Below are 18,572 nucleotides of genomic sequence, written 5' to 3' on the forward strand. Positions count from 1 at the left end.
CACTCCGGAGCCGGAGCGGACACGGATATTATCGCATGCCCTGTCAAGCACTGACCAAGAGGTGAATCAATGAACCCACTCAACTCCATCAAGGGTGTCTGGATCCTCGGCATCCTGCTGGCCTTCATACTGGCCGTGGCCGTGAATCTGGCCGCCGGTGCCAGCTGGCTCAACTTCCAGATGCTGGAATTCTGGCGCTGGACTCACATCATCGCCGGCATCACCTGGATTGGCCTGCTCTACTACTTCAACTTTGTGCAGATGCCGGCCGTGGCAGCGGCCGGTGCGGACTCGGGAGGGCCCGGCCCGGCGGCCATCAACCAGTACGTGGCACCCCGCGCCCTGCTCTGGTTCCGCTGGGCGGCCGTGGTGACCTGGGTCTCCGGCGCGATCTATCTGTCCATGATCCAGCAGTTTGCCAATGCCTTTTCCCTGGGCTTCGCGGGTGGCTTCGATGCCTCCTACGGTCTTCCCATGGGGATCGGCGTGTGGCTCGGTACCATCATGCTGATCAATGTCTGGGTGCTGATCTGGCCCAACCAGAAGAAGGTGCTGGGCCTGGTGGAAGCCTCCGATGAGGCCAAGGCCAAAGCGAAGAAGATTGCCACCATGGCCTCCCGCACCAATGTGGTGTTGTCCATCCCCATGCTGATGTTCATGGTGGCCGCGCGCCACGGACTCGTGTTCTGAGCCGCACACGAACAATTGACCCAAAAAACCGCGTGGCCGGCCTCGGCCACGCGGTTTTTTTTGACGAGCCGGCTCCATTTGGGGCCATAATCCGCCCATGAGTGCCGCCAACGAAAACCGCATGGCCATGGTCATGGCCCTGCTCGCCTTTCTCACCCTGCTGGGAGTGCTGACCCTGGCCTTCGAAGGGGTACTCGACGATCGCGAACATCCCAACCGGCAGGTCGGTGCCACCGCCGTCAACGACCAGCAACTGGAACTCCGTCTGCAACGGAACCGCCAGGGTCACTATCTGGCCGAGGGGGAAATCAACGGGTATCCGGTCACCTTCCTGCTCGACACGGGAGCAACGACCATATCGGTACCCGGCCATCTGGCCGACCGCATTGGCCTGGAAAGAGGGCATATCATCCCGACCCTGACAGCGGGTGGCCGGGTAAACAGTTACGCAACCCGACTGAACGTCAATCTTGGCGGTATCCGGCAGGACGATATCCGCGCCAGCATCAACCCCGCCATGGACATGGACAAGGTCCTGCTGGGCATGAACTTTCTCGGCCCCCTGGAGCTGGAACAACGCGACGGCGTACTCGTCCTCCGCACTCCGCAATAGACGACACATCCCCTGTATAATCCGCGCTCCGGCCATTTCGCTCAGGAGCCAATCGTGATTCCAGTACCGGACGATCTGCCTCGCCAGGTCAGCGCAGCCATTGAGGAAGACCTGGGTGAAGGCGATATCACCGCCGCACTCATTCCGGCCAGCGCCACCACGACGGCCCGGATCATCACCCGGGATCAGGCCGTATTCTGCGGAGCCCCCTGGGCGGAAGCCGTCTTCCTGAGTGTGGATCCTGCCATCCGGATCCACTGGCGGGTACGGGACGGCGATGCGGTGGAGCCAGAGCAGGTGCTGTGCGAGCTGGAAGGACCGGCCCGTGGCCTGCTTACCGCCGAACGCACGGCACTCAATTTCCTCCAGACCCTATCGGCCACGGCCACGGAAACACGGGCCCATGTGGCGATCGTCGCCGGAACCCGGGCCACCATTCTCGACACCCGCAAGACCATCCCCGGCCTGCGCACCGCGCAGAAATACGCGGTTCGATGTGGTGGTGGCGAGAACCACCGCAGCGGTCTGTTCGACGGCATTCTCATCAAGGAGAATCACATCGCGGCCTGCGGTGGCATCAAGGCGGCCGTCAACGCGGCCCGTGGCAGCCATCCGGGAATTGCGGTGGAAGTGGAAGTGGAAAGCCTGGAGGAACTTCGCGAAGCACTGGCAGCCCAAGCGGATATCGTGATGCTGGACAATTTCGACCTGCCCATGCTGCGCCAGGCGGTAGACCTTGCCGCCGGCAATGCCCGTCTTGAAGCCTCCGGTGGCCTGGACCGGGAAGGCCTGCGGGCGGTGGCGGAGACGGGCGTGGATTACATCTCCATCGGGGCTCTGACCAAGCACGTTCGGGCGGTGGATCTTTCCATGCGCGTGACCGAACCCTCGACTTGACCTGGGTCACGTGGTCACCGACGCCCGTTATGGTATGCTGAGCGCCCGATAAAACAAGCGTTTGAATTCGCCCTCGCGGGCACAGAAAGCTTTCCTTACGACATCATCGATTCAGGAGGACTCCATGTCCGGCCTCGTCTGGTTTCTCGTCACCGTAGCACTGGCTCTGGCCCTGGCCTATTCCCGTTCCAGGCTGACCGTCTGGACTGCCGCCTTCGCCGCCCTCATTGGCGCCAACTGGTTGATCAGCGGGGCATTCCCCCTGATTGCCGGCATCGTGTTCCTGGCCATTGCCATTCCACTGAACGTACTGCCCCTGCGCCGCGCACTGCTCAGTGCGCGCCTGCTGAAGTGGTTCCGCTCCGTGATGCCGCCCATTTCGGAAACCGAACGGGTGGCGCTGGATGCCGGTAACACCTGGTGGGACGCCGATATTTTCACCGGGCGGCCAGACTGGAACAAGCTCCTGAGCTACCCCTCGCCCCAGCTGACGGACGAGGAGCAGGCCTTCGTGGACGGCCCCACCGAAGAGCTGTGCAAGATGATCGACGACTGGCAGATCACCCATGAGCTGAATGACCTGCCGGCGCCGGTCTGGAAGTTCATCCGGGACAACCGCTTCTTCGGCATGATCATTCCCAAGGAGTACGGTGGCCTGGGCTTCTCGGCACTGGCCCACTCCTCAGTGGTGATGAAAGTGGCCAGCCGCAGCCCCTCGGTGGGTGTGACGGTCATGGTGCCCAACTCCCTGGGACCCGGTGAGCTGCTGCTGCACTATGGAACGGACAAGCAGAAGGATCATTACCTGCCGCGCCTGGCCAAGGGCGAAGAAATCCCCTGTTTTGCCCTGACCGGCCCCCATGCCGGCTCCGATGCCGGCGCCATTCCCGATACCGGCATCGTCTGCAAGGGCGAACACAACGGCAAGGAAGTGCTCGGCTTCCGCATCAGCTGGGACAAGCGCTACATCACGCTGGCACCCGTGGCCACGCTGCTGGGCGTAGCCTTCAAGGCCTATGACCCGGACGGCCTGCTGGGCGACAGGAAGAGCCTGGGCATCAGCCTGGCCCTGATCCCCACCGACACCCCCGGGGTGGAAATCGGCCAGCGCCATTTCCCGCTCAATGCCTCTTTCCAGAACGGCCCCACCCGCGGCAAGGACGTATTCATACCGATGGAGTACCTCATCGGCGGCGAGGAGTACATTGGCCAGGGCTGGCGCATGCTGATGAACTGCCTGTCCGTGGGCCGCGCCATTTCCCTGCCGGCACTCGGCACCGGTGCGGGCAAGATGTCCAGCCGCACCACCGGGGCCTATGCCCGGGTTCGCAAGCAGTTCCGCACCCCCATCGGCAAGTTCGAAGGGGTGGAAGAAGCCATGACCCGGATTGCCGGTTACACCTACCGCATGGAAGCCATGCGCCGGATGACCGCCGGCGCCCTGGACCTGGGCGAGAAACCCTCGGTACTGTCGGCCATCCTCAAGTACCACTGCACCGAAGGCATGCGCCAGGTAGTGGACGACGCCATGGACGTGCATGCCGGCAAGGGCGTGATCATGGGGCCGAGCAACTACCTGGCCCGCACCTATCAGTCCGTGCCCATCAGCATCACCGTGGAAGGCGCCAACATTCTGACTCGCAGCCTGATGATCTTCGGTCAGGGCGCCATTCGCTGTCATCCCTACCTGCTCAAGGAAATGGAATGCGTGGGCATGGAAGATGAAGGCGAGGCCGTGCGCAAGTTCGACCGCGCTCTGTTCGCCCACATCGGTTTCACCATCAGCAATGCGGTGCGGGCCTTCGTTACCGGGCTCTCTCGCGGCCTGTTCATCCGTAGTCCGGAAGCCGGCGAAGTCAGCCGTTATTACCGCCACTTCTCGCGCATGAGCGCCGCTTTTGCCTTCTCGGCCGACGTGACCCTGCTTCTGCTGGGGGGTGAACTCAAGCGCAAGGAAAAGCTGTCCGCCCGTTTCGGTGACGTGCTGAGCCACCTGTACATGGGCTCCGCCATGCTCAAGCAGTTCGAGGATCAGGGCCGCCCGGCCTCGGATCTGCCACTGGTCCACTGGGCCTGCCAGGACTCCCTCTACACCATCGAGGATCGCCTGGAAGAGATCTTCCGCAACTTCCCCTCACCGCTCCTGGGTCGCCTGGTGAAGTGGGTGGTGATGCCCATCGGCCGCAGCTATCGCCGGCCCAATGACCGTCTCGGTCATCAGGTGGCCTCCCTGCTGCTGACCCCCTCGGCGGCTCGTGATCGCCTGACCCGTGGCGTCTGGGCCAGCAACGATCCGAATGATCCGGTGGGCAAGGTGGAATACGCCATGGAGCGGGTACTGGCCGCCGAACCGCTGGAAGCGCGACTGCAGAAGGAGCTCAAGCTCCGCCTGAACCCGAACAACCTGGAGGAAGCGCTGGAACGGGGCGTGAAGGAAAACGTCCTCTCCGAGCAGGAGGCTGAACTCGTTCGGGAAGCGGCCAAGGCCACGGCGGCCGCCATTGCGGTGGACGAACTGGAACCGGAGCGTCCGCCCGAGGCTCACGCCGGCAAGGCGAAGAAGAAGAAAAAGGTCAGCAAGAAGGCGGCCGGCGCCGAAACGGCCGGTTGATCCGGCCTTGCAAGGCAGCGCAAGAAGCCCCGCCAGTGTGCGGGGCTTTTTTTGGTTCTCCGCGGAAAAGCGGGGGTCAGGTTCAGGTTTGAATGGTGGCAATGACCGGGCTTGCCTAGCCGGTCAGGGGCAGGCGCTGATTGCCGGTGAGGATATCGCTGATCTCCGCAGCCGGCAGGGGGCGACTGAAGAAAAAGCCCTGCATGAAGGGACAGGTGGCATCAATCAGCAGCTGGCGTTGCGCTTCCGTTTCCACCCCTTCCGCAACGACGCTGAGGCCAAGGGCATTGGCCATGGAAATGGCGGCGCGGGTAATGGCTTCGTCCTGGCTGGACGTGAGAATGTCACGAACGAAGGAACGATCCAGTTTCAGCACGTCCACCGGCAGACGCTTGAGCTGCCCCAGTGATGAACTGCCGGTGCCGAAGTCATCCATGGCCACCCGAACACCCTGCTCCCGCAGGCGATCGAATGTGGCCTGATACTGTTGCTGACCGATCAGCACATCACTTTCCGTCACTTCCGCCACCAGCCGCTGAGGCGACACCTGATGGCGACTCAGGGCACGGCTGACCACTGTCGGCAACCCGCCCTGGCGACACTGCACCATGGAGAAATTGACGCTGACACTGAGCGACTCGCCCACGGTGGTTTCCCATTCATTGACCTGCCGCAGGGCCTCGTTGAGCACCCATTCGCCCAGGGGAACAATCAGACCGGTCTCCTCGGCCAGGGGAATGAATTCACCGGGAGAAATCATCTCGCCGTCCTCGCGAGGCCAGCGCACCAGGGCCTCCACACCAATCATGCCGCCATCATCGGAACGGACGATGGGCTGATAGTGCAGAACGAAAGCACCCTCCTCGACGGCCCGACGCAGTTCGGTGTCCAGATTGAGCCGGCGAACGGCCCGTTCCCGCAATTCCGGCGTGAAGAAGGCATAGCGATTGCGCCCCTCCTTCTTGGCTTCGTACATGGCGGCATCGGCATTCTGCAGCAGGCGTTCCGGCTCATCGGCATCATCCGGAAACAGGGAAATGCCGATGCTGCAGGTCAGGGTGATTTCCGTGCCCTCCAGCATCATGGGCCGGATCAGGTTCTTTCGCATGCGGTTGGCGATACCGCGCAACGTTTCGAGGCTTTCCGGATTGCGGACGATGACGGTGAACTCATCGCCCGCCAGGCGCGCCACCCAATCTCCCTCGCGGGTGCTGTCGAGAAGACGCTGGGCCATTTCCTGCAGCACCAGATCGCCCGCGTGGTGCCCCATGGAGTCATTGATTGCCTTGAATCGATCCAGGTCCACGAACAAAAGACCCACACGCGTGCCCTCTTCCCGAGCCCGCTGCAAGGTGTCACGCACGAATTCCTGAAAGGCGTTGCGATTGGGCAGACGGGTCAGGCTGTCCAGAGTCGCCATTTCCTGCAGACGGTGCTGGGCCTTGTGACGATCGGCCGCCGCCATGGCCAGTGAGATGAAGTCTACGGCGGAACTCATGAAGTTGTCGTCATCTTCCGTCCAGAAGCGCTGAATACGCGATTCGGCCATGACGAAACCGCGTACCCGCCCCTGACGCCGGAAAGGTGTAACCATGACCGAGAGGATGCCAAGCGGCTTGAAATAGTCGTCCCAGTAATGCCGGGCATTGACGTCCGAGCGGGTATCCGGAATGACGAGCGTCCTCGAATGCCGGAGTGAGCGTCGGAGATTACCGTCAAATCGGGGCGTCATGGAGACAGCCGGTTCCATGTCCAGCCGATCGCCGTCCAGTACCACTTCACAGCGCAGCAATCTGGATTCGCTGCAGATCACCCACACGCTGACCCGCGTCAGGGCAAGACCCCGGGTGAGTTTCCGGGCGACACTGCCGTAGGCTCGCTTGAGATCGCCATCGGCAATCACGGGATCCCTGGCCAGATCCATGAGCAAGGCCTTGCGTCGCTGGCTGCTGGTTTCCCGTCGCCGCAACTCGGTTTCGATCTTGCGTCGTTCATCCACCTCGAGACGCAGGGATTCTGCCGCCGACGCATAGGAGTGGCGTGCGGCCACGGCGTCCACCTGGTCGCGATGAATGCGAATGGCCGCCAGGGCCAAAACCAGAACCGCCAACAGGATCAATACCGCCGTGACATCGCTGAGCGTCTCCCGGCTGTGAAGCAGCATGACGAACACCGGCCCCAGGGCCACCACCAGGCTGGACATGTACAGCCAGAGCACCGGCGCCAGCAAGGGCAGTGCAATCCCCATGATCCCGATCAACATGATGGCCACCAGAACCTGATACACCGGTTGCTCGGGCTCGAAGAACAGCACGCCGGCAAATCCCCACACGGGCATGGCGGCGGCAAGGCCCAGGGCGAAGAGCGCGAACCAGAGGCGCGGCGCGGTGACATGACCACGCAGGTGAAAGAACAGCAGGCAGGCCAGCAAGCGAAGCGCCTCCACGCCCGCGAGGCTGGCTGCCCAGATCCACGGTGTTCGTGGGCTGGCCACCTCCGCGAACAGGGCAGCAATGAGGAACGCGGCAGGGATGGAGACAATGTGAACGGGAAAGGAATAGGTGTACAGACGCCGGATCATCTCCGAGCGCACCTGGCTATCCACATCCCTGTCGGTGACGGCTACCTGCCCTGTGCTATTCATGCCGCGCGGTGCTCCTGTCCCGAAAGTGCATGCAGGCCGGTATCGTTGCAATACTGCGTCAATTCTGCCAGAAAGAACAGGAAACGCACACCGAACCGGGAGAAGGCATCATGCCGGCATCAAATCTCACCAAGCTTTGCCTGACCCTGATCCTGGTCTCAATGCTGGCCGCATGCGCCAACTTCGTACAGGATCAACGGGCACGTGACCGTCAGGCGGCCATTGATCAGGCCATGAAGGATCATGAGCGCTGTGAGCAGGAAGGCCACAGCTTTCCGTCCACCGGCTATACCCGATGCAGGCAGTCCCTTCAGGATCAACGGGAAGCACGTCAACTCCATGCCCTGCGGCTTATAGACCCAGAAGACCCGGCAACCGCACGGGATCCTCATCATCGGCCCACCACGGCCCGGGGCGACTTCCGTTGCGAAGAACGGGAATGGGGGCAGACACGCTGGATCGACTGCCGAACCTATTACTGATTACTGAAGCATCCATTCGCGCCCGCCGCCAAGGGCCTACTGCGGCGGCCTGCCCCGCGCCGCCTCCCAGGTATCCACGGCGGTGGCCAGCTCGCGGGCACAGTGCCGGAGGGCCTCGATACCGGCCTCGTGCTGCCCCCGCTCCAGCGCCTGCCAGGCTTCATCCAGGCTCGCGCGACCGGCTTCATGAATCCGCTCCGCTTCCAGCATGCGCCCGGCGCTGTGCAATGCCGACAGGCATTCATCAACGGCTGATTCCTCCAGCCCGGATTCCGTGAACACCAGGGCACAGGCACCCAGTGGCGCCGCCTTCAAGGCTTCCTCGGAAGAGGCGCATTGCTCGGCGGGAACCGCTTCGCGAAAGCGCGAGACCAGGGCCGAAACCATCCACATCAGGGCCAGCATGGAAGCCATGTCATTGAACAGCTTCGGGTCCCCCCGCTCGGCCGCAGTTTCCGCCGCAGCCGCCAGGGCCGGCGCCACCACGCGGGCGTACTCGCCGGATTCCAGTCGCAGTTCCGACCGGGCGTCATCACTCACAATCCTGTCTCCTCTTGATCAGTCGGCTGACGATCATCGTCCTGCCGGATTCGGATCTGGCCACGGCTCTGCTCGGTCAGCTGACGGCTGAATGCCTCCACCCGATCGTCCACCAGCGTGAGCGGCAGGCGAACCTGCTGACCGTATACCGGATCACCGAGCTCGGCATTCTCGGCGGCGGCCAGACGCCGGACCAGATCTTCATGCTCGAAACCGAAGATCAGCTCAAGGTTCGTGGTGGGCCGACGCCAGACCAGCGGAAGACCGTCCAGCGCGGCCTGGACGGCCGCCCCGTAGGCGCGCACCAGACCGCCAGCCCCCAGCTTGATACCGCCGAAATAGCGAATGACGACGGCGACCACATCTCCGAGATTCTTGTGTTCCAGCACCGACAACATGGGTTTGCCGGCCGTGCCGGCGGGTTCACCGGCATCGTTGCAGCCCATTTCCGCGCCGCCAGCCGGGTTGCCGGCCACGAATGCCCAGCAGACATGGCGGGCATCCGGATAATCACGCTGGCAATCGGCGATGAAATCCATGGCCGCCTGGCGGCTGTCCGCGTGGCCGATCCGGGTAATGAAACGACTACGCTTGACCTCCAGTTCCCGCTCGATGCGGCCGTCGGGATGCTGATACGGCGACTGTACTGCCGGCACGACACACTCCAGAGCGCAAAATGGCCCGGCGACGGGGCGGGCAATGAGGCGTCAATGTTATCATGGGCGGCTTTTCCGGCCGCCAACGACAGCCACTGAAGAAGCGACATGACTCAAGCCGAAGCGCTCATCCAGCACCCGGACCAGGGCATCAACCGCATCCTGCTCACCTACGGGGAGCTGGCCCTGAAAGGCCGCAACCTGAATGACTTCAAGCAGCGTCTGCGGGAGAACATTCGCCTGCGTCTCAAGGCGGAAGGCCTGCCATGGCCGGTGCGCTGGCAGCACAAGCGCCTTTACGTGGAAGTGCCGGAAACGGCCGGTGACAGCCTGCACCGGGCCATTCAGGCATTGTCCGAGGCGGCCGGGCTGGTGTGGATCTATCCGACCCGCTGGATCCCCGCCGCCCAGCGGCCGGATGAAAGCCACATGGCGGAAGCCGCCGAGCACCTGCTGGAGCTGGCCCGGCAAAGTCATCGTCGGGGCGAGCGTTTCCGCGTCAGCATCAACCGGGTGGACAAGCGCTTCCCCGGCCGCTCCAGTGAAATGGAGAGGGAGCTGGGCGCCCGAATCGTGCGCGAAAGCGACTGGGAAGCGGTATCCCTGAATCGTCCCGATCGCAATTTCCAGATCAACATCTATCCGGAAGGCCTGTATGTCTTCTGCCAGCGGCTGCCGGGCATGGGTGGCCTGCCGGTGGGCAGTGGGGGGCGCCTGATGACCATGCTCTCCGGTGGCATCGATTCCCCGGTGGCGGCGTGGATGATGGCCAAACGCGGCTGCCCCCAGGATTTCATTCACTTCACGGCCACCCACCAGCAGCAGAACGACCCGGAGAGCAACAAGGTGGTGGCCATGGCCCGTCACCTGAGCCGCTTTACCATCCATTCCCGTCTCTATCTGGTGCCCTACACCCACTTCGACCTGGCCATGCTGGCGTCACCCAGCGACTATGGCGTGATCATGTTCCGGCGCTTCATGGCGCGGGTGGCTGAAAGCCTGTGCGAAGAAACCGGGGCGCTGGCACTGCTGAATGGCGACAGCCTGGGCCAGGTGGCTTCCCAGACCCTGGAGAACATGGTGAGCAAATCCCGCGCCGTGACCCTGCCCATCCTGCGCCCCCTGGTGGGGCTGGACAAGCAGGAGATCGTGGACATCGCACGGCGTATTGCCACATACGAGAATGCCATCCAGCCCTACAAGGACTGCTGCGCCCTGATCGAACAGTCGCCGCGCACCCGCTCCCGGCACGAGCGCCTGGAAAGCGAGGAATCCCAAGCCTTTGACGACTACGAGACCCTGATTCAGATCACCCTGTCCGAGGCACGCCGCCTGGATTTTCACTGCGGGCAGGAAGTAGGCGCTGACCACAAGGATCCCTACCGCTGAGGTGACCACCTGAGGAAGCTCTGTACAGACCTTCCTCAGTCACCGCCGCCCGGGATGTCGAAGACGCGACGCGGTGCCGGGCAGGCGCCAGGCAGATCCGAACGTGACGGATCACGCAGGAAATCCATCACCGCCTCACTCACACAGCGGTTGCTGAACACCAGACCGTGGGTTCGGCCACGGGCCAGCAGGAGATGGGCATCGGGCAGCCGATTGGCCTGATCTACCGCCCAGGCGGCCGGCGTGACCGGGTCCAGCTCCCCCGCCACCAGCAATACCCGGTGATTGACACGCACGGGCACCCGGAAGGCGTTCGGCAGACCCTGGCCACCCCAACCGTTGTCGCAGGGATGGTAGTGCCAGAGTGAGGGTGACAATCGGTGCCCGTGGCTGGCCGATTCGATCTTTCCATCCAGTGCATGGGCATCCACGGCAGGCGCCTCGGCACAAATGGAGGCCCAGTACACCGGGTCATTTCCGTCGGGGCTCAGGGCTGGCAGAAGCACCTGATCCAGCAGTGACGCCAGGCGGGAAAAATCGCCCCCTTCCGCGGCCACAATGGCCGCCGGCAGGTCGGCGAGGCTTTCCGGGTAGGCCTGCGCGGCGAAGACAATATCCGAGAAGCGGCGCTCGTCCAGCCAGATAAGCTTCGCCGACCCGCCCGGCCCCAGGAAGCTGACCGGACGCGGCTGAGCGGCCAGGCGTTCATACAGGGCGTCAAAACGGGACTCCAGTTCCAGCTCACGACAGTCATCCTGCTGCCGGCAATGGCTGAACAGTCGCTCCAGCGACTGCCCGTAGACCTCGGCGAGGCTGCCCAGCGGATCGATATGGGGCGGAAACACGCCATCCAGTATCGCCGCCGAGAACCGCCGGGGGTGCTCGCGCATCAGGGCCAGCGCAAGCCGAGAGCCATGGGACAGTCCCAGCAGCCGGACCCGGTGTTCGCCCATGGCATCGAGGATATCGGGCACATCCACCAGCATGTGGTGGGCCGCGAACTGCTCCGGCTCGATACCAACATCCAGCAACTGCTGGCGGCAGGCCGCCAGCCGGTCGCGGGAAGCGGCTGCTTCCTCCTGGGGGCTCATGGCCTGGGCCAGCATTTGACTCACCTGCTGCTGCCGGCCCGGACAGGCAAGACGCGGCTCCGCCTCGCCCGTGCCGCGCGGATCAAAGACCAGCAGGCGCCCGGGAAAACGGTTGGACAGCAGCCACGCGCCCCACATCCAGGCGGAATCACTGTCCGTACCACCGGGGGCCCCCGGCCCGCCGGGCAGGTGGACCGTGAGCGGCCCGTGAGCCGGCTCCCCGTCACGCCGTATCAGCAGCAATGGCAGACGAACGGCGTTACCCGCGCCGTCACGCACACCGGTGTCAAACCAGGCACAGCGGGCCAGGACACCGCCGGGAACGCGGTCATCGCAGTCATGCCAATCAATGGCCGATCCGCTGGCCAGTGACGGCAGTCCCACCGGCTCGGCCGGATCCCGCTCACTGCCCACCCTTTGCAGCAGCAGGAAGGCCACGCCCAGCAGGCACAGCAGGGTGGCAGCGACCAGCCCGAGGCGCAGCGAATGGATCATCACAGACAGCGCGCGCCCCGCTCCACACCGCGACGACAATAGTGGCGCGCTTCCACGCGCTCGATGGTCAGACATTCACCGGCACGCCGGAAGCGCACGCGGTGGTCAATCCCGGCCAGCGAGTCATCCCTGAAACCCCAGCGCTGCAACAGGCCCTCGGCCAGGCCATCGTCCAGCTCACGGCCGCGAAGGGTGATATCCAGATGCTCCGCCTGCAATGGTCCAAGCAGATCCCGCGCCCGGGCCCAGGCCTCGGTGGCCTCCTCCACCGTCCCGCAGAGTGCATCCTCGCTCAGGCGTTCACTGCTCTCCAGCGCCTCCACCCGCTCCCAGTCACTGCGTGCCGGGGTGAACGGGCTGCCGGCACCGTGGGCAGCAAGGTACGCCGGCCAGGCGGACTGCAGATAGAAGTCATCGGTTTCCGCCGCCTCCCGACTCCCCTGCCCCGGGCCATGGGAAGGCCCCTCGTCACCGCAGGCGGTGAGCAGTGACAGGAGAAACAGGCTGGCCAGGAAAGTGAGGGTCAGGCGCATCATTCGTGCTCCGGGACGGGGGATTGCTGGGTGCGGGTCATTCTAGCGTAAATGGCCTCCCCTAATCCGCCGTGTCCTCGTAGTCGTAATCGTAGTCGTAATCGGCTTTTTCAAGCGGCGAGCTACGAGCTACGAGCGAAATCCGGAAAACAATACCAGGGCGGAGTTTTGGTTCTTTTTTGTTCGGGGCTCGGGGCTGCTGTTTAAAGGCCGATTACGATTACGACTACGACTACGAACCGGGGGGTTGCCTTCAGGCATCCGGGATGAGGGAAGACGGCGGCACTCGTTGTCGTTGTCGTTGTCGTTGTCGTTGTCGTTGTCGTTGTCGTTGTCGGCATTTTCGATGCTACGAGAGAAATCGAAAAAAATACCACCAGCGCGGGGTGTTAGCTTTTTTTCTCGGAGTTCAAGGCTCGCTGCTGCTGATCAGAAGCCGATTACGATTACGACAACGACAACGAGCCGGGCGGTTGCCTTCAGGCATAAAAAAGCCACCCAGGGTTGGGTGGCTTCGTTGAGACTGTGGTGCCGGAGACAGGAGTCGAACAGATCGCCGGGAGCGATCTGTCGCGAAGCCCGGAGCGCAGCGAAGGGCGGGGCTCAGGGACGAGCCCCGCAACCGGAGACCTTCGCATCAAACAATGGAAGGTCGCGGGTTCCCGCCCCCACCGACAAAAAAGGCCACCCAAAACTGGATGGCCTCGATGATTCAATGGTGCCGGAGACAGGAGTCGAACCTGCGACCTTCGCATTACGAATGCGCTGCTCTACCGACTGAGCTACTCCGGCAACAGGCGGCGGATTATAGCGATTTGGCCACTCAGCCACAATGGCGCGCCCCGTCCATGAGCGCCAACCTTGCCGGAAGCTCGTATCGTCGATAATCATTTTCTCCGAATTGGGCCGACGTGGCCATAATGCGCGACAGGCGTGTCTTTCCGGCGATTCACTCCTTCCCTGGCGACTCCCATTCTTGGGAACAAGAACCCATTTTTCTTGCAAATACCGTAGTCCTGGCCTAGGCCTGAAAGTCGATGTCTGCGGACATCACTTTGCGTTTTCGACACTCAAGGACAGCGCAGGCAGTGACCCAGGGAAAAGGGGCACATACAGCAGGGGGGGTCTCTGCTTGCATGCGCAAAGGTTTCCACAAACCTGAACTTGGAGTGTCTTATGCGTTTCAGCAGTATGCTTGTCGGGGCTGTCCTGGCCCTTTCCTTCTCGACTGCTTCCGCGAACAATGACCGCATGATCGACGTGATCGTCAGCCTTGAGAACGGCGGTCCCGCTGTAGAACATGCGAGTAACCGTGCGGTTGCCCGTGATGTGGCGAACAGCGTCGGCATTCAGCCGACTCGTGTCTACGGAGCCGCTCTCACCGGCTTCGCCGCCTCTGTTCCCGAAAACCGTCTTGATGCACTGCGTAACGACCCCCGTGTCGCCAGCGTGAACATGGATGGCGAGGTGCGCATCGCTCAGGGTAATTGCCCGCATTGTGGCGGCGGTGGCGGTGACGGCGATGATCAGACCGTCCCCTGGGGTATTGAACGGGTTGGCTCCCAGGACAACGCCAATACCGGCGCCGGCATCAATGTCTACATCCTCGACACCGGTATCGACCCGGATCATGACGACCTGAACGTGGCCGGTGGTTACGCCGTGGAGAATTGCCGCGGTGGTGGTTGCTCCGCTGACTGGGACGATGGCCACGGCCACGGCACCCACGTGGCCGGCACGGTCGCGGCGCTGGACAATGACATCGATGTGGTCGGCGTGGCCCCTGACGCCATCCTCTGGTCCGTGAAGGTGCTGAGCGATAGTGGGTCCGGCAGCCGATCCGGTGTCATTGAAGGCATTGACTGGGTGACCCAACAGGCCATCGACCTGGGTGAACCCGTGGTGTCGAACATGAGTCTCGGCGGTTCCGGCTCCAAGACCGGTGAATGCACGGATGATGGCTTTGTCGGTGACGACAGCTATCACGAGGCCCTTTGCAATGCCCGCAATGCCGGTGTGATCACGGTGGCCGCTGCCGGTAACGACGGCGGCGATGCGGCCGATGCCGTTCCGGCCGCCTACGACGATGCCGTCATCACGGTCAGCGCCACCGAAGTGGGTGACGACTGGACCAGTTGGTCCAACTGGGGCGACGATAGTGCTGACTGGACCAGCAACAACTCCGCTCCGGTCGCCATCGCCGCGCCGGGTGCTGCGATTCTCTCCACCTCGACCGGTGGTGGCACTGAGACCATGAGTGGCACTTCCATGGCTGCCCCCCATGTGGCCGGTGGCGTTGCACTGATCCTGGCATCCAGCAATGAAAGCCAGGATTCCAGTGCTTTCTTCAACGCGCGTTCCATTCTCCTGGACAGTGCGGAAGATACAGGCAGCTTCTCCAACACCAGCGGCAATCCGCATGACGAAGACTTCCTGGATGCTCGCGGACTCTGAGTCCGAGCGAACGCCAAATCAGGAAGCAGGAAAGGCCGGGCTTGCCCCGGCCTTTCTTTTTTCATCATAGCCCTAAACAATCCGCGGAATCTGACAGGTCGATAGCAAAAAAAACCGATTGCCCCAAATATCACCAGATGCCGACAGTGGCGGGCCATCAATCGCATTTCGATCTCAACTGGTCTTCTATTTTTTGGTAACAATTCCCCATTTTCATTGCAATGTCAGGTGTCCTGGCCTAGGCCTACAAACTGGTATCTGCGGATGCCACTTTGCGTTTCTTCACTCAGGGAACGGCCTGACAGCATCAGACAGAGGATTCTGTCACAGCGGGGCGGGGGTGCTGTTCATGGTGACGCAAGGTTTATCAAAACCTTAATTTTGGGAGGATTACATGCGTTATACCTCAAGCATTGCAGCGGCTGCTCTGGCTGTTGCGTCTTTCTCCGCCATGGCGAACAGCGATCGTCATGTGGATGTCATTGTCAGTCTCAATGATGGCGGTCCCGCCAGCGAAGCGGCGGCCAACCGGGCCGAAGCCAGCAACTTTGCAGCCGGCTTTGGTGTGCAACCTGCCCACGTCTACGGGGCGGCTCTGACCGGCTTTGCCGCCTCAGTTCCCGAAGCCCGCCTAGAGGCCCTGCGTGATCACCCACGTGTGAACAGCGTCACCATCAACGGTCGAGTCACCACCATGCAGGGCAACTGCCCCCATTGCGGTGGTAATGGCGGCGACGACGATAACGGTGATGATGGCGAACAGACCACACCGTGGGGCATCGAGCGCGTGGGCGCCGACGGCAATAACAACACGGGTGACGGCATCAGCGTCTACATCCTGGACACCGGCATTGATGCCAGCCATGACGATCTGGCCGACAACCTGGGCAACGGCTATGCCGTTGAAACCTGTGAAGAAGGCGGTGGCGGGCCCGGTGGTGGTCCCTTCGCCGGCGGCAGCAACGACGAATGTCTGGCTGACTGGGACGATGACCAGGGCCATGGTACCCATGTGGCGGGTACTGTCGGTGCCATCGACAACGACATCGATGTGGTCGGTGTCGCCCCGGATGTCACCCTGCACTCGGTCAAGGTGCTCGACAGTGGTGGTGGCGGTAGCTTCGCCGGCATCATTGATGGCATCGACTGGGTCGCCGAACAGGTTCAGGCCAGTGGTCAACCGGCCATTGCCAACATGAGCCTTGGCGGCGGCGGCTCCAAGAGCGGCGAGTGCACGGATAGCGGCTTCAGCGGCGACGACGCCATGCATGAAGCCATCTGCAACGCCAAGAACGTGGGCGTGGTCTTCGTGGTGGCTGCCGGCAATGACGGCGCAGATGCCGCCGGCTCCGTTCCGGCCGCCTATGACGATGCTGTGATCACCGTGAGCGCCACCTCGGAAGGCGACGACTGGACCAGCTGGTCGAACTGGGGTGATGACAGCGCGGGCTGGACCAGCAATGTCTCCGCTCCGGTCGCCATTGCAGCCCCCGGCGCCGCAATTGAGTCCACCGCCCTGGGCGGCGGCACCGAGAGCCTGAGTGGTACGTCCATGGCCGCCCCTCATGTGGCCGGCGGTGCGGCCCTGCTGCTGCGTTCGAACCCGCAGTCGGCGGATGCCAGCGCTTTCCACAACATCCGCAGCGGCCTGCTGAACACGGCGGAAGACACTGGCAGCTTCTCCAACACCAGTGGCAATCCGCATGACGAGGACTTCCTCGATGCCAGCGGTTTGTAAGGAAGCAACACAATAAAACATCAATAAGGCAAGCGAATTAAAGCCGGGGCACTGCCCCGGCTTTTCTTTTACAAGAATGAAATACGCAACTTTCCGTTCTTTTAAAACGCCACAAGCGGCAGAAACACCATATATGTTTTCTATCAATGACTTGCTTTATTTATCAACAGACGCGATCAGGGTTAGCCACCACCTCTTGTCCCACTTCCCACTGATTCAACTTGCATTTGTCATATCCTCGACTAGCTTATTTCTTCAAGGCGTCATGGTGGCGCCTTGCTTCATTCGCTCCCATGGATGATGCAAACGGGTTCCAGGACGGTGAAGGATCGGGTGCGCCCGATCCCGGGGGGGACTCGTGAGCTGAGTGTCATTGACGGACTTAAATGGGAGTTTGACATGAGATTGAAGACCTTACTGATCGCCTGCGCGGCGAGCCTTGTTCTTACCTCCAGCGTAGCGCTGGCCAACAACGACCGGATGATCGACGTCATTGTCAGCCTGAATGACGGTGGTCCGGCCGCTGAACACGTAAACAATCGTGCCGAGGCGCGAAACTTTGCTCATGGCCTTGGCCTGCAGCCCCGGCATGTCTATGGCGCTGCCCTGACCGGCTTCTCCGCTTCCGTGCCCGAAGCCCGTCTGGCTTCGCTGCGCAATCACCCCCGAGTTGCCAGTGTCAACATTGATACCGAAATGAGCATCGCTCAAGGCAACTGCCCCCATTGTGGTGGCGGCGGCGGCGGCGGTGGCGGCGGCCAGACCGTGCCCTGGGGCATTGACCGCGTGGGTTCACAGGACAACCCCAACACCGGCGCCGGTATCAACGTCTACATCCTCGACACGGGCATTGACCCCCGCCACGACGACCTGAATGTGGCCGGTGGTTATGCAATTGAACGTTGCCGCGGTGGTCGCTGCGCCGCCGACTGGGACGACGGCCATGGTCACGGTACTCATGTGGCCGGCACCGTTGCCGCTCTGGACAATGACATCGACGTGGTCGGCGTTGCCCCGGATGCCATTCTCTGGGCGGTGAAAGTGCTCGGTGACAACGGCTCTGGCAGCCGCTCCGGTGTAATCGCCGGCGTGGACTGGGTAACCCAGCAGGCCATCGAACTGGGTGAGCCGGTGGTTGGCAACATGAGCCTGGGCGGTAGCGGCTCCAAGACCGGCGAATGCACCAGCAATGGCTTCAGCGGCGATGACAGCTATCATGAGGCGCTTTGCAATGCCAAGCACGCGGGCGTGGTGATGGTTGTGGCCGCCGGTAACTCCGGTGCCGATGCCGCGGGTGCCGTTCCGGCTGCCTATGACGATGCCGTGATCACGGTCAGCGCCACCAACTCCAACGACGACTGGACGAGCTGGTCGAACTGGGGCGATCGCAGCGCCAGCTGGACGAGCAACAACTCCGCTCCGGTCGCCATTGCCGCGCCGGGCGCCAGCATCCTCTCCACCTCGGCCGGTGGGGGTACGGAAACCATGAGTGGTACCTCCATGGCCGCACCCCATGTGGCCGGCGGTGCTGCCCTTTTCCTGAGCTCCAGCAATCAGTCCGCCAGTTCGAGTGCCTTCTACAACACTCGCAGTGCACTGCTGAACCAGGCCGAGGACACTGGCAGCTTCTCCAACACCAGCGGCAACCCGCACGACGAGGACTTCCTCGACGCCAGCGGTCTTTGAAGCCGAATACGATGTGCATGAAACGACCGGGGTGCACCTCGCACCCCGGTCTT

The 18,572-nt window shown here is 62.6% G+C and carries 14 protein-coding genes and 1 tRNA gene; 9 read left to right on the forward strand and 6 right to left on the reverse strand.

From position 1 onward, the window contains the following. Nucleotides 1–69 precede the first annotated feature (69 nt). The 4 genes from RBH19_RS05720 to RBH19_RS05735 all read left to right on the forward strand — a co-directional run bounded on the left by RBH19_RS05720 (nucleotide 70) and on the right by RBH19_RS05735 (nucleotide 4,811). Nucleotides 70–690: a urate hydroxylase PuuD gene (locus RBH19_RS05720; protein WP_306727863.1), complete on the forward strand. Its 621-nt coding sequence runs from the start codon at nucleotides 70–72 to the stop codon at nucleotides 688–690. Between the two features lie 97 nt (nucleotides 691–787). Next, on the forward strand, nucleotides 788–1,303 hold the full coding sequence (locus RBH19_RS05725) for a retropepsin-like aspartic protease family protein (protein WP_306727864.1): 516 nt from the start codon (nucleotides 788–790) through the stop codon (nucleotides 1,301–1,303). Between the two features lie 54 nt (nucleotides 1,304–1,357). Then, on the forward strand, nucleotides 1,358–2,200 hold the full coding sequence (gene nadC / locus RBH19_RS05730; RefSeq protein WP_306727865.1) for a carboxylating nicotinate-nucleotide diphosphorylase: 843 nt from the start codon (nucleotides 1,358–1,360) through the stop codon (nucleotides 2,198–2,200). A 124-nt stretch (nucleotides 2,201–2,324) separates the two neighbouring features. Continuing rightward, nucleotides 2,325–4,811, forward strand: a complete 2,487-nt coding sequence (locus RBH19_RS05735; protein WP_306727866.1) for an acyl-CoA dehydrogenase — start codon at nucleotides 2,325–2,327, stop codon at nucleotides 4,809–4,811. 115 nt (nucleotides 4,812–4,926) lie between these two features. On the opposite strand, the gene RBH19_RS05740 is transcribed toward RBH19_RS05735, so the two are convergent. Then, nucleotides 4,927–7,455 carry a putative bifunctional diguanylate cyclase/phosphodiesterase gene (locus RBH19_RS05740; RefSeq protein ID WP_306727867.1) on the reverse strand — a complete coding sequence of 843 codons (2,529 nt, stop codon included), beginning with the start codon at nucleotides 7,453–7,455 and terminating at the stop codon, nucleotides 4,927–4,929. A 110-nt stretch (nucleotides 7,456–7,565) separates the two neighbouring features. Between RBH19_RS05740 and RBH19_RS05745 the strand changes: the two genes are divergently transcribed. After that, entirely contained in the window at nucleotides 7,566–7,937 is a 372-nt protein-coding gene (locus tag RBH19_RS05745; protein WP_306727868.1) for a hypothetical protein, read from the forward strand. A gap of 36 nt (nucleotides 7,938–7,973) precedes the next feature. On the opposite strand, the gene RBH19_RS05750 is transcribed toward RBH19_RS05745, so the two are convergent. Further along, complete coding sequence (locus tag RBH19_RS05750; protein ID WP_306727869.1) at nucleotides 7,974–8,477, reverse strand: hypothetical protein; 504 nt, start codon at nucleotides 8,475–8,477, stop codon at nucleotides 7,974–7,976. Then, nucleotides 8,474–9,133 (reverse strand): YigZ family protein, encoded by a 660-nt coding sequence (locus RBH19_RS05755; RefSeq protein ID WP_306727870.1) that lies wholly within the window; start codon nucleotides 9,131–9,133, stop codon nucleotides 8,474–8,476. The genes RBH19_RS05750 and RBH19_RS05755 overlap by 4 nt, the downstream gene beginning before the upstream one ends. Before the next feature lie 108 nt (nucleotides 9,134–9,241). Here RBH19_RS05755 and thiI point away from each other — a divergent pair, with 108 nt between their 5' ends. Continuing rightward, entirely contained in the window at nucleotides 9,242–10,522 is a 1,281-nt protein-coding gene (gene thiI / locus RBH19_RS05760) for a tRNA uracil 4-sulfurtransferase ThiI (protein ID WP_306727871.1), read from the forward strand. Between the two features lie 35 nt (nucleotides 10,523–10,557). Here the strand turns inward: thiI and RBH19_RS05765 are convergent, their stop codons facing one another. The 3 genes from RBH19_RS05765 to RBH19_RS05775 form a co-directional block, all read right to left on the reverse strand. Further along, complete coding sequence (locus tag RBH19_RS05765; protein WP_306727872.1) at nucleotides 10,558–12,108, reverse strand: alpha/beta hydrolase; 1,551 nt, start codon at nucleotides 12,106–12,108, stop codon at nucleotides 10,558–10,560. After that, a complete protein-coding gene (locus tag RBH19_RS05770; RefSeq protein ID WP_306727873.1) occupies nucleotides 12,108–12,644 on the reverse strand; it encodes a hypothetical protein in 537 nt (178 codons plus the stop codon). Before RBH19_RS05770 ends, RBH19_RS05765 begins: the two co-directional genes overlap by 1 nt. Nucleotides 12,645–13,357: 713 nt before the next feature. Beyond that, nucleotides 13,358–13,433 (reverse strand) — tRNA-Thr (locus RBH19_RS05775). A 384-nt stretch (nucleotides 13,434–13,817) separates the two neighbouring features. Between RBH19_RS05775 and RBH19_RS05780 the strand changes: the two genes are divergently transcribed. The 3 genes from RBH19_RS05780 (at nucleotide 13,818) to RBH19_RS05790 (ending at nucleotide 18,519) form a co-directional block, all read left to right on the forward strand. Continuing rightward, nucleotides 13,818–15,095 carry a S8 family serine peptidase gene (locus RBH19_RS05780; RefSeq protein WP_306727874.1) on the forward strand — a complete coding sequence of 426 codons (1,278 nt, stop codon included), beginning with the start codon at nucleotides 13,818–13,820 and terminating at the stop codon, nucleotides 15,093–15,095. Nucleotides 15,096–15,489: 394 nt separating this feature from the next. Continuing rightward, nucleotides 15,490–16,833, forward strand: coding sequence for a S8 family serine peptidase (locus RBH19_RS05785; RefSeq protein ID WP_306727875.1), 1,344 nt, complete (start codon nucleotides 15,490–15,492; stop codon nucleotides 16,831–16,833). A gap of 399 nt (nucleotides 16,834–17,232) precedes the next feature. After that, entirely contained in the window at nucleotides 17,233–18,519 is a 1,287-nt protein-coding gene (locus RBH19_RS05790) for a S8 family serine peptidase (RefSeq protein ID WP_306727876.1), read from the forward strand. The last annotated feature ends 53 nt before the right edge of the window (nucleotides 18,520–18,572 follow it).

This window comes from Natronospira bacteriovora, from assembly GCF_030848495.1.
GTDB classification, from domain to species: domain Bacteria; phylum Pseudomonadota; class Gammaproteobacteria; order Natronospirales; family Natronospiraceae; genus Natronospira; species Natronospira bacteriovora.

Bases quoted from the DNA above. Each gene is read 5' to 3' on its own strand.
- RBH19_RS05765 (WP_306727872.1), bottom strand. From the start codon at position 12,108: ATGATCCATTCGCTGCGCCTCGGGCTGGTCGCTGCCACCCTGCTGTGC.
- RBH19_RS05785 (WP_306727875.1), top strand. From the start codon at position 15,490: ATGCGTTATACCTCAAGCATTGCAGCGGCTGCTCTGGCTGTTGCGTCT.
- RBH19_RS05735 (WP_306727866.1), top strand. From the start codon at position 2,325: ATGTCCGGCCTCGTCTGGTTTCTCGTCACCGTAGCACTGGCTCTGGCC.
- RBH19_RS05740 (WP_306727867.1), bottom strand. From the start codon at position 7,455: ATGAATAGCACAGGGCAGGTAGCCGTCACCGACAGGGATGTGGATAGC.
- thiI (WP_306727871.1), top strand. From the start codon at position 9,242: ATGACTCAAGCCGAAGCGCTCATCCAGCACCCGGACCAGGGCATCAAC.
- RBH19_RS05770 (WP_306727873.1), bottom strand. From the start codon at position 12,644: ATGATGCGCCTGACCCTCACTTTCCTGGCCAGCCTGTTTCTCCTGTCA.
- RBH19_RS05780 (WP_306727874.1), top strand. From the start codon at position 13,818: ATGCGTTTCAGCAGTATGCTTGTCGGGGCTGTCCTGGCCCTTTCCTTC.
- RBH19_RS05725 (WP_306727864.1), top strand. From the start codon at position 788: ATGAGTGCCGCCAACGAAAACCGCATGGCCATGGTCATGGCCCTGCTC.
- RBH19_RS05790 (WP_306727876.1), top strand. From the start codon at position 17,233: ATGAGATTGAAGACCTTACTGATCGCCTGCGCGGCGAGCCTTGTTCTT.
- RBH19_RS05720 (WP_306727863.1), top strand. From the start codon at position 70: ATGAACCCACTCAACTCCATCAAGGGTGTCTGGATCCTCGGCATCCTG.
- RBH19_RS05745 (WP_306727868.1), top strand. From the start codon at position 7,566: ATGCCGGCATCAAATCTCACCAAGCTTTGCCTGACCCTGATCCTGGTC.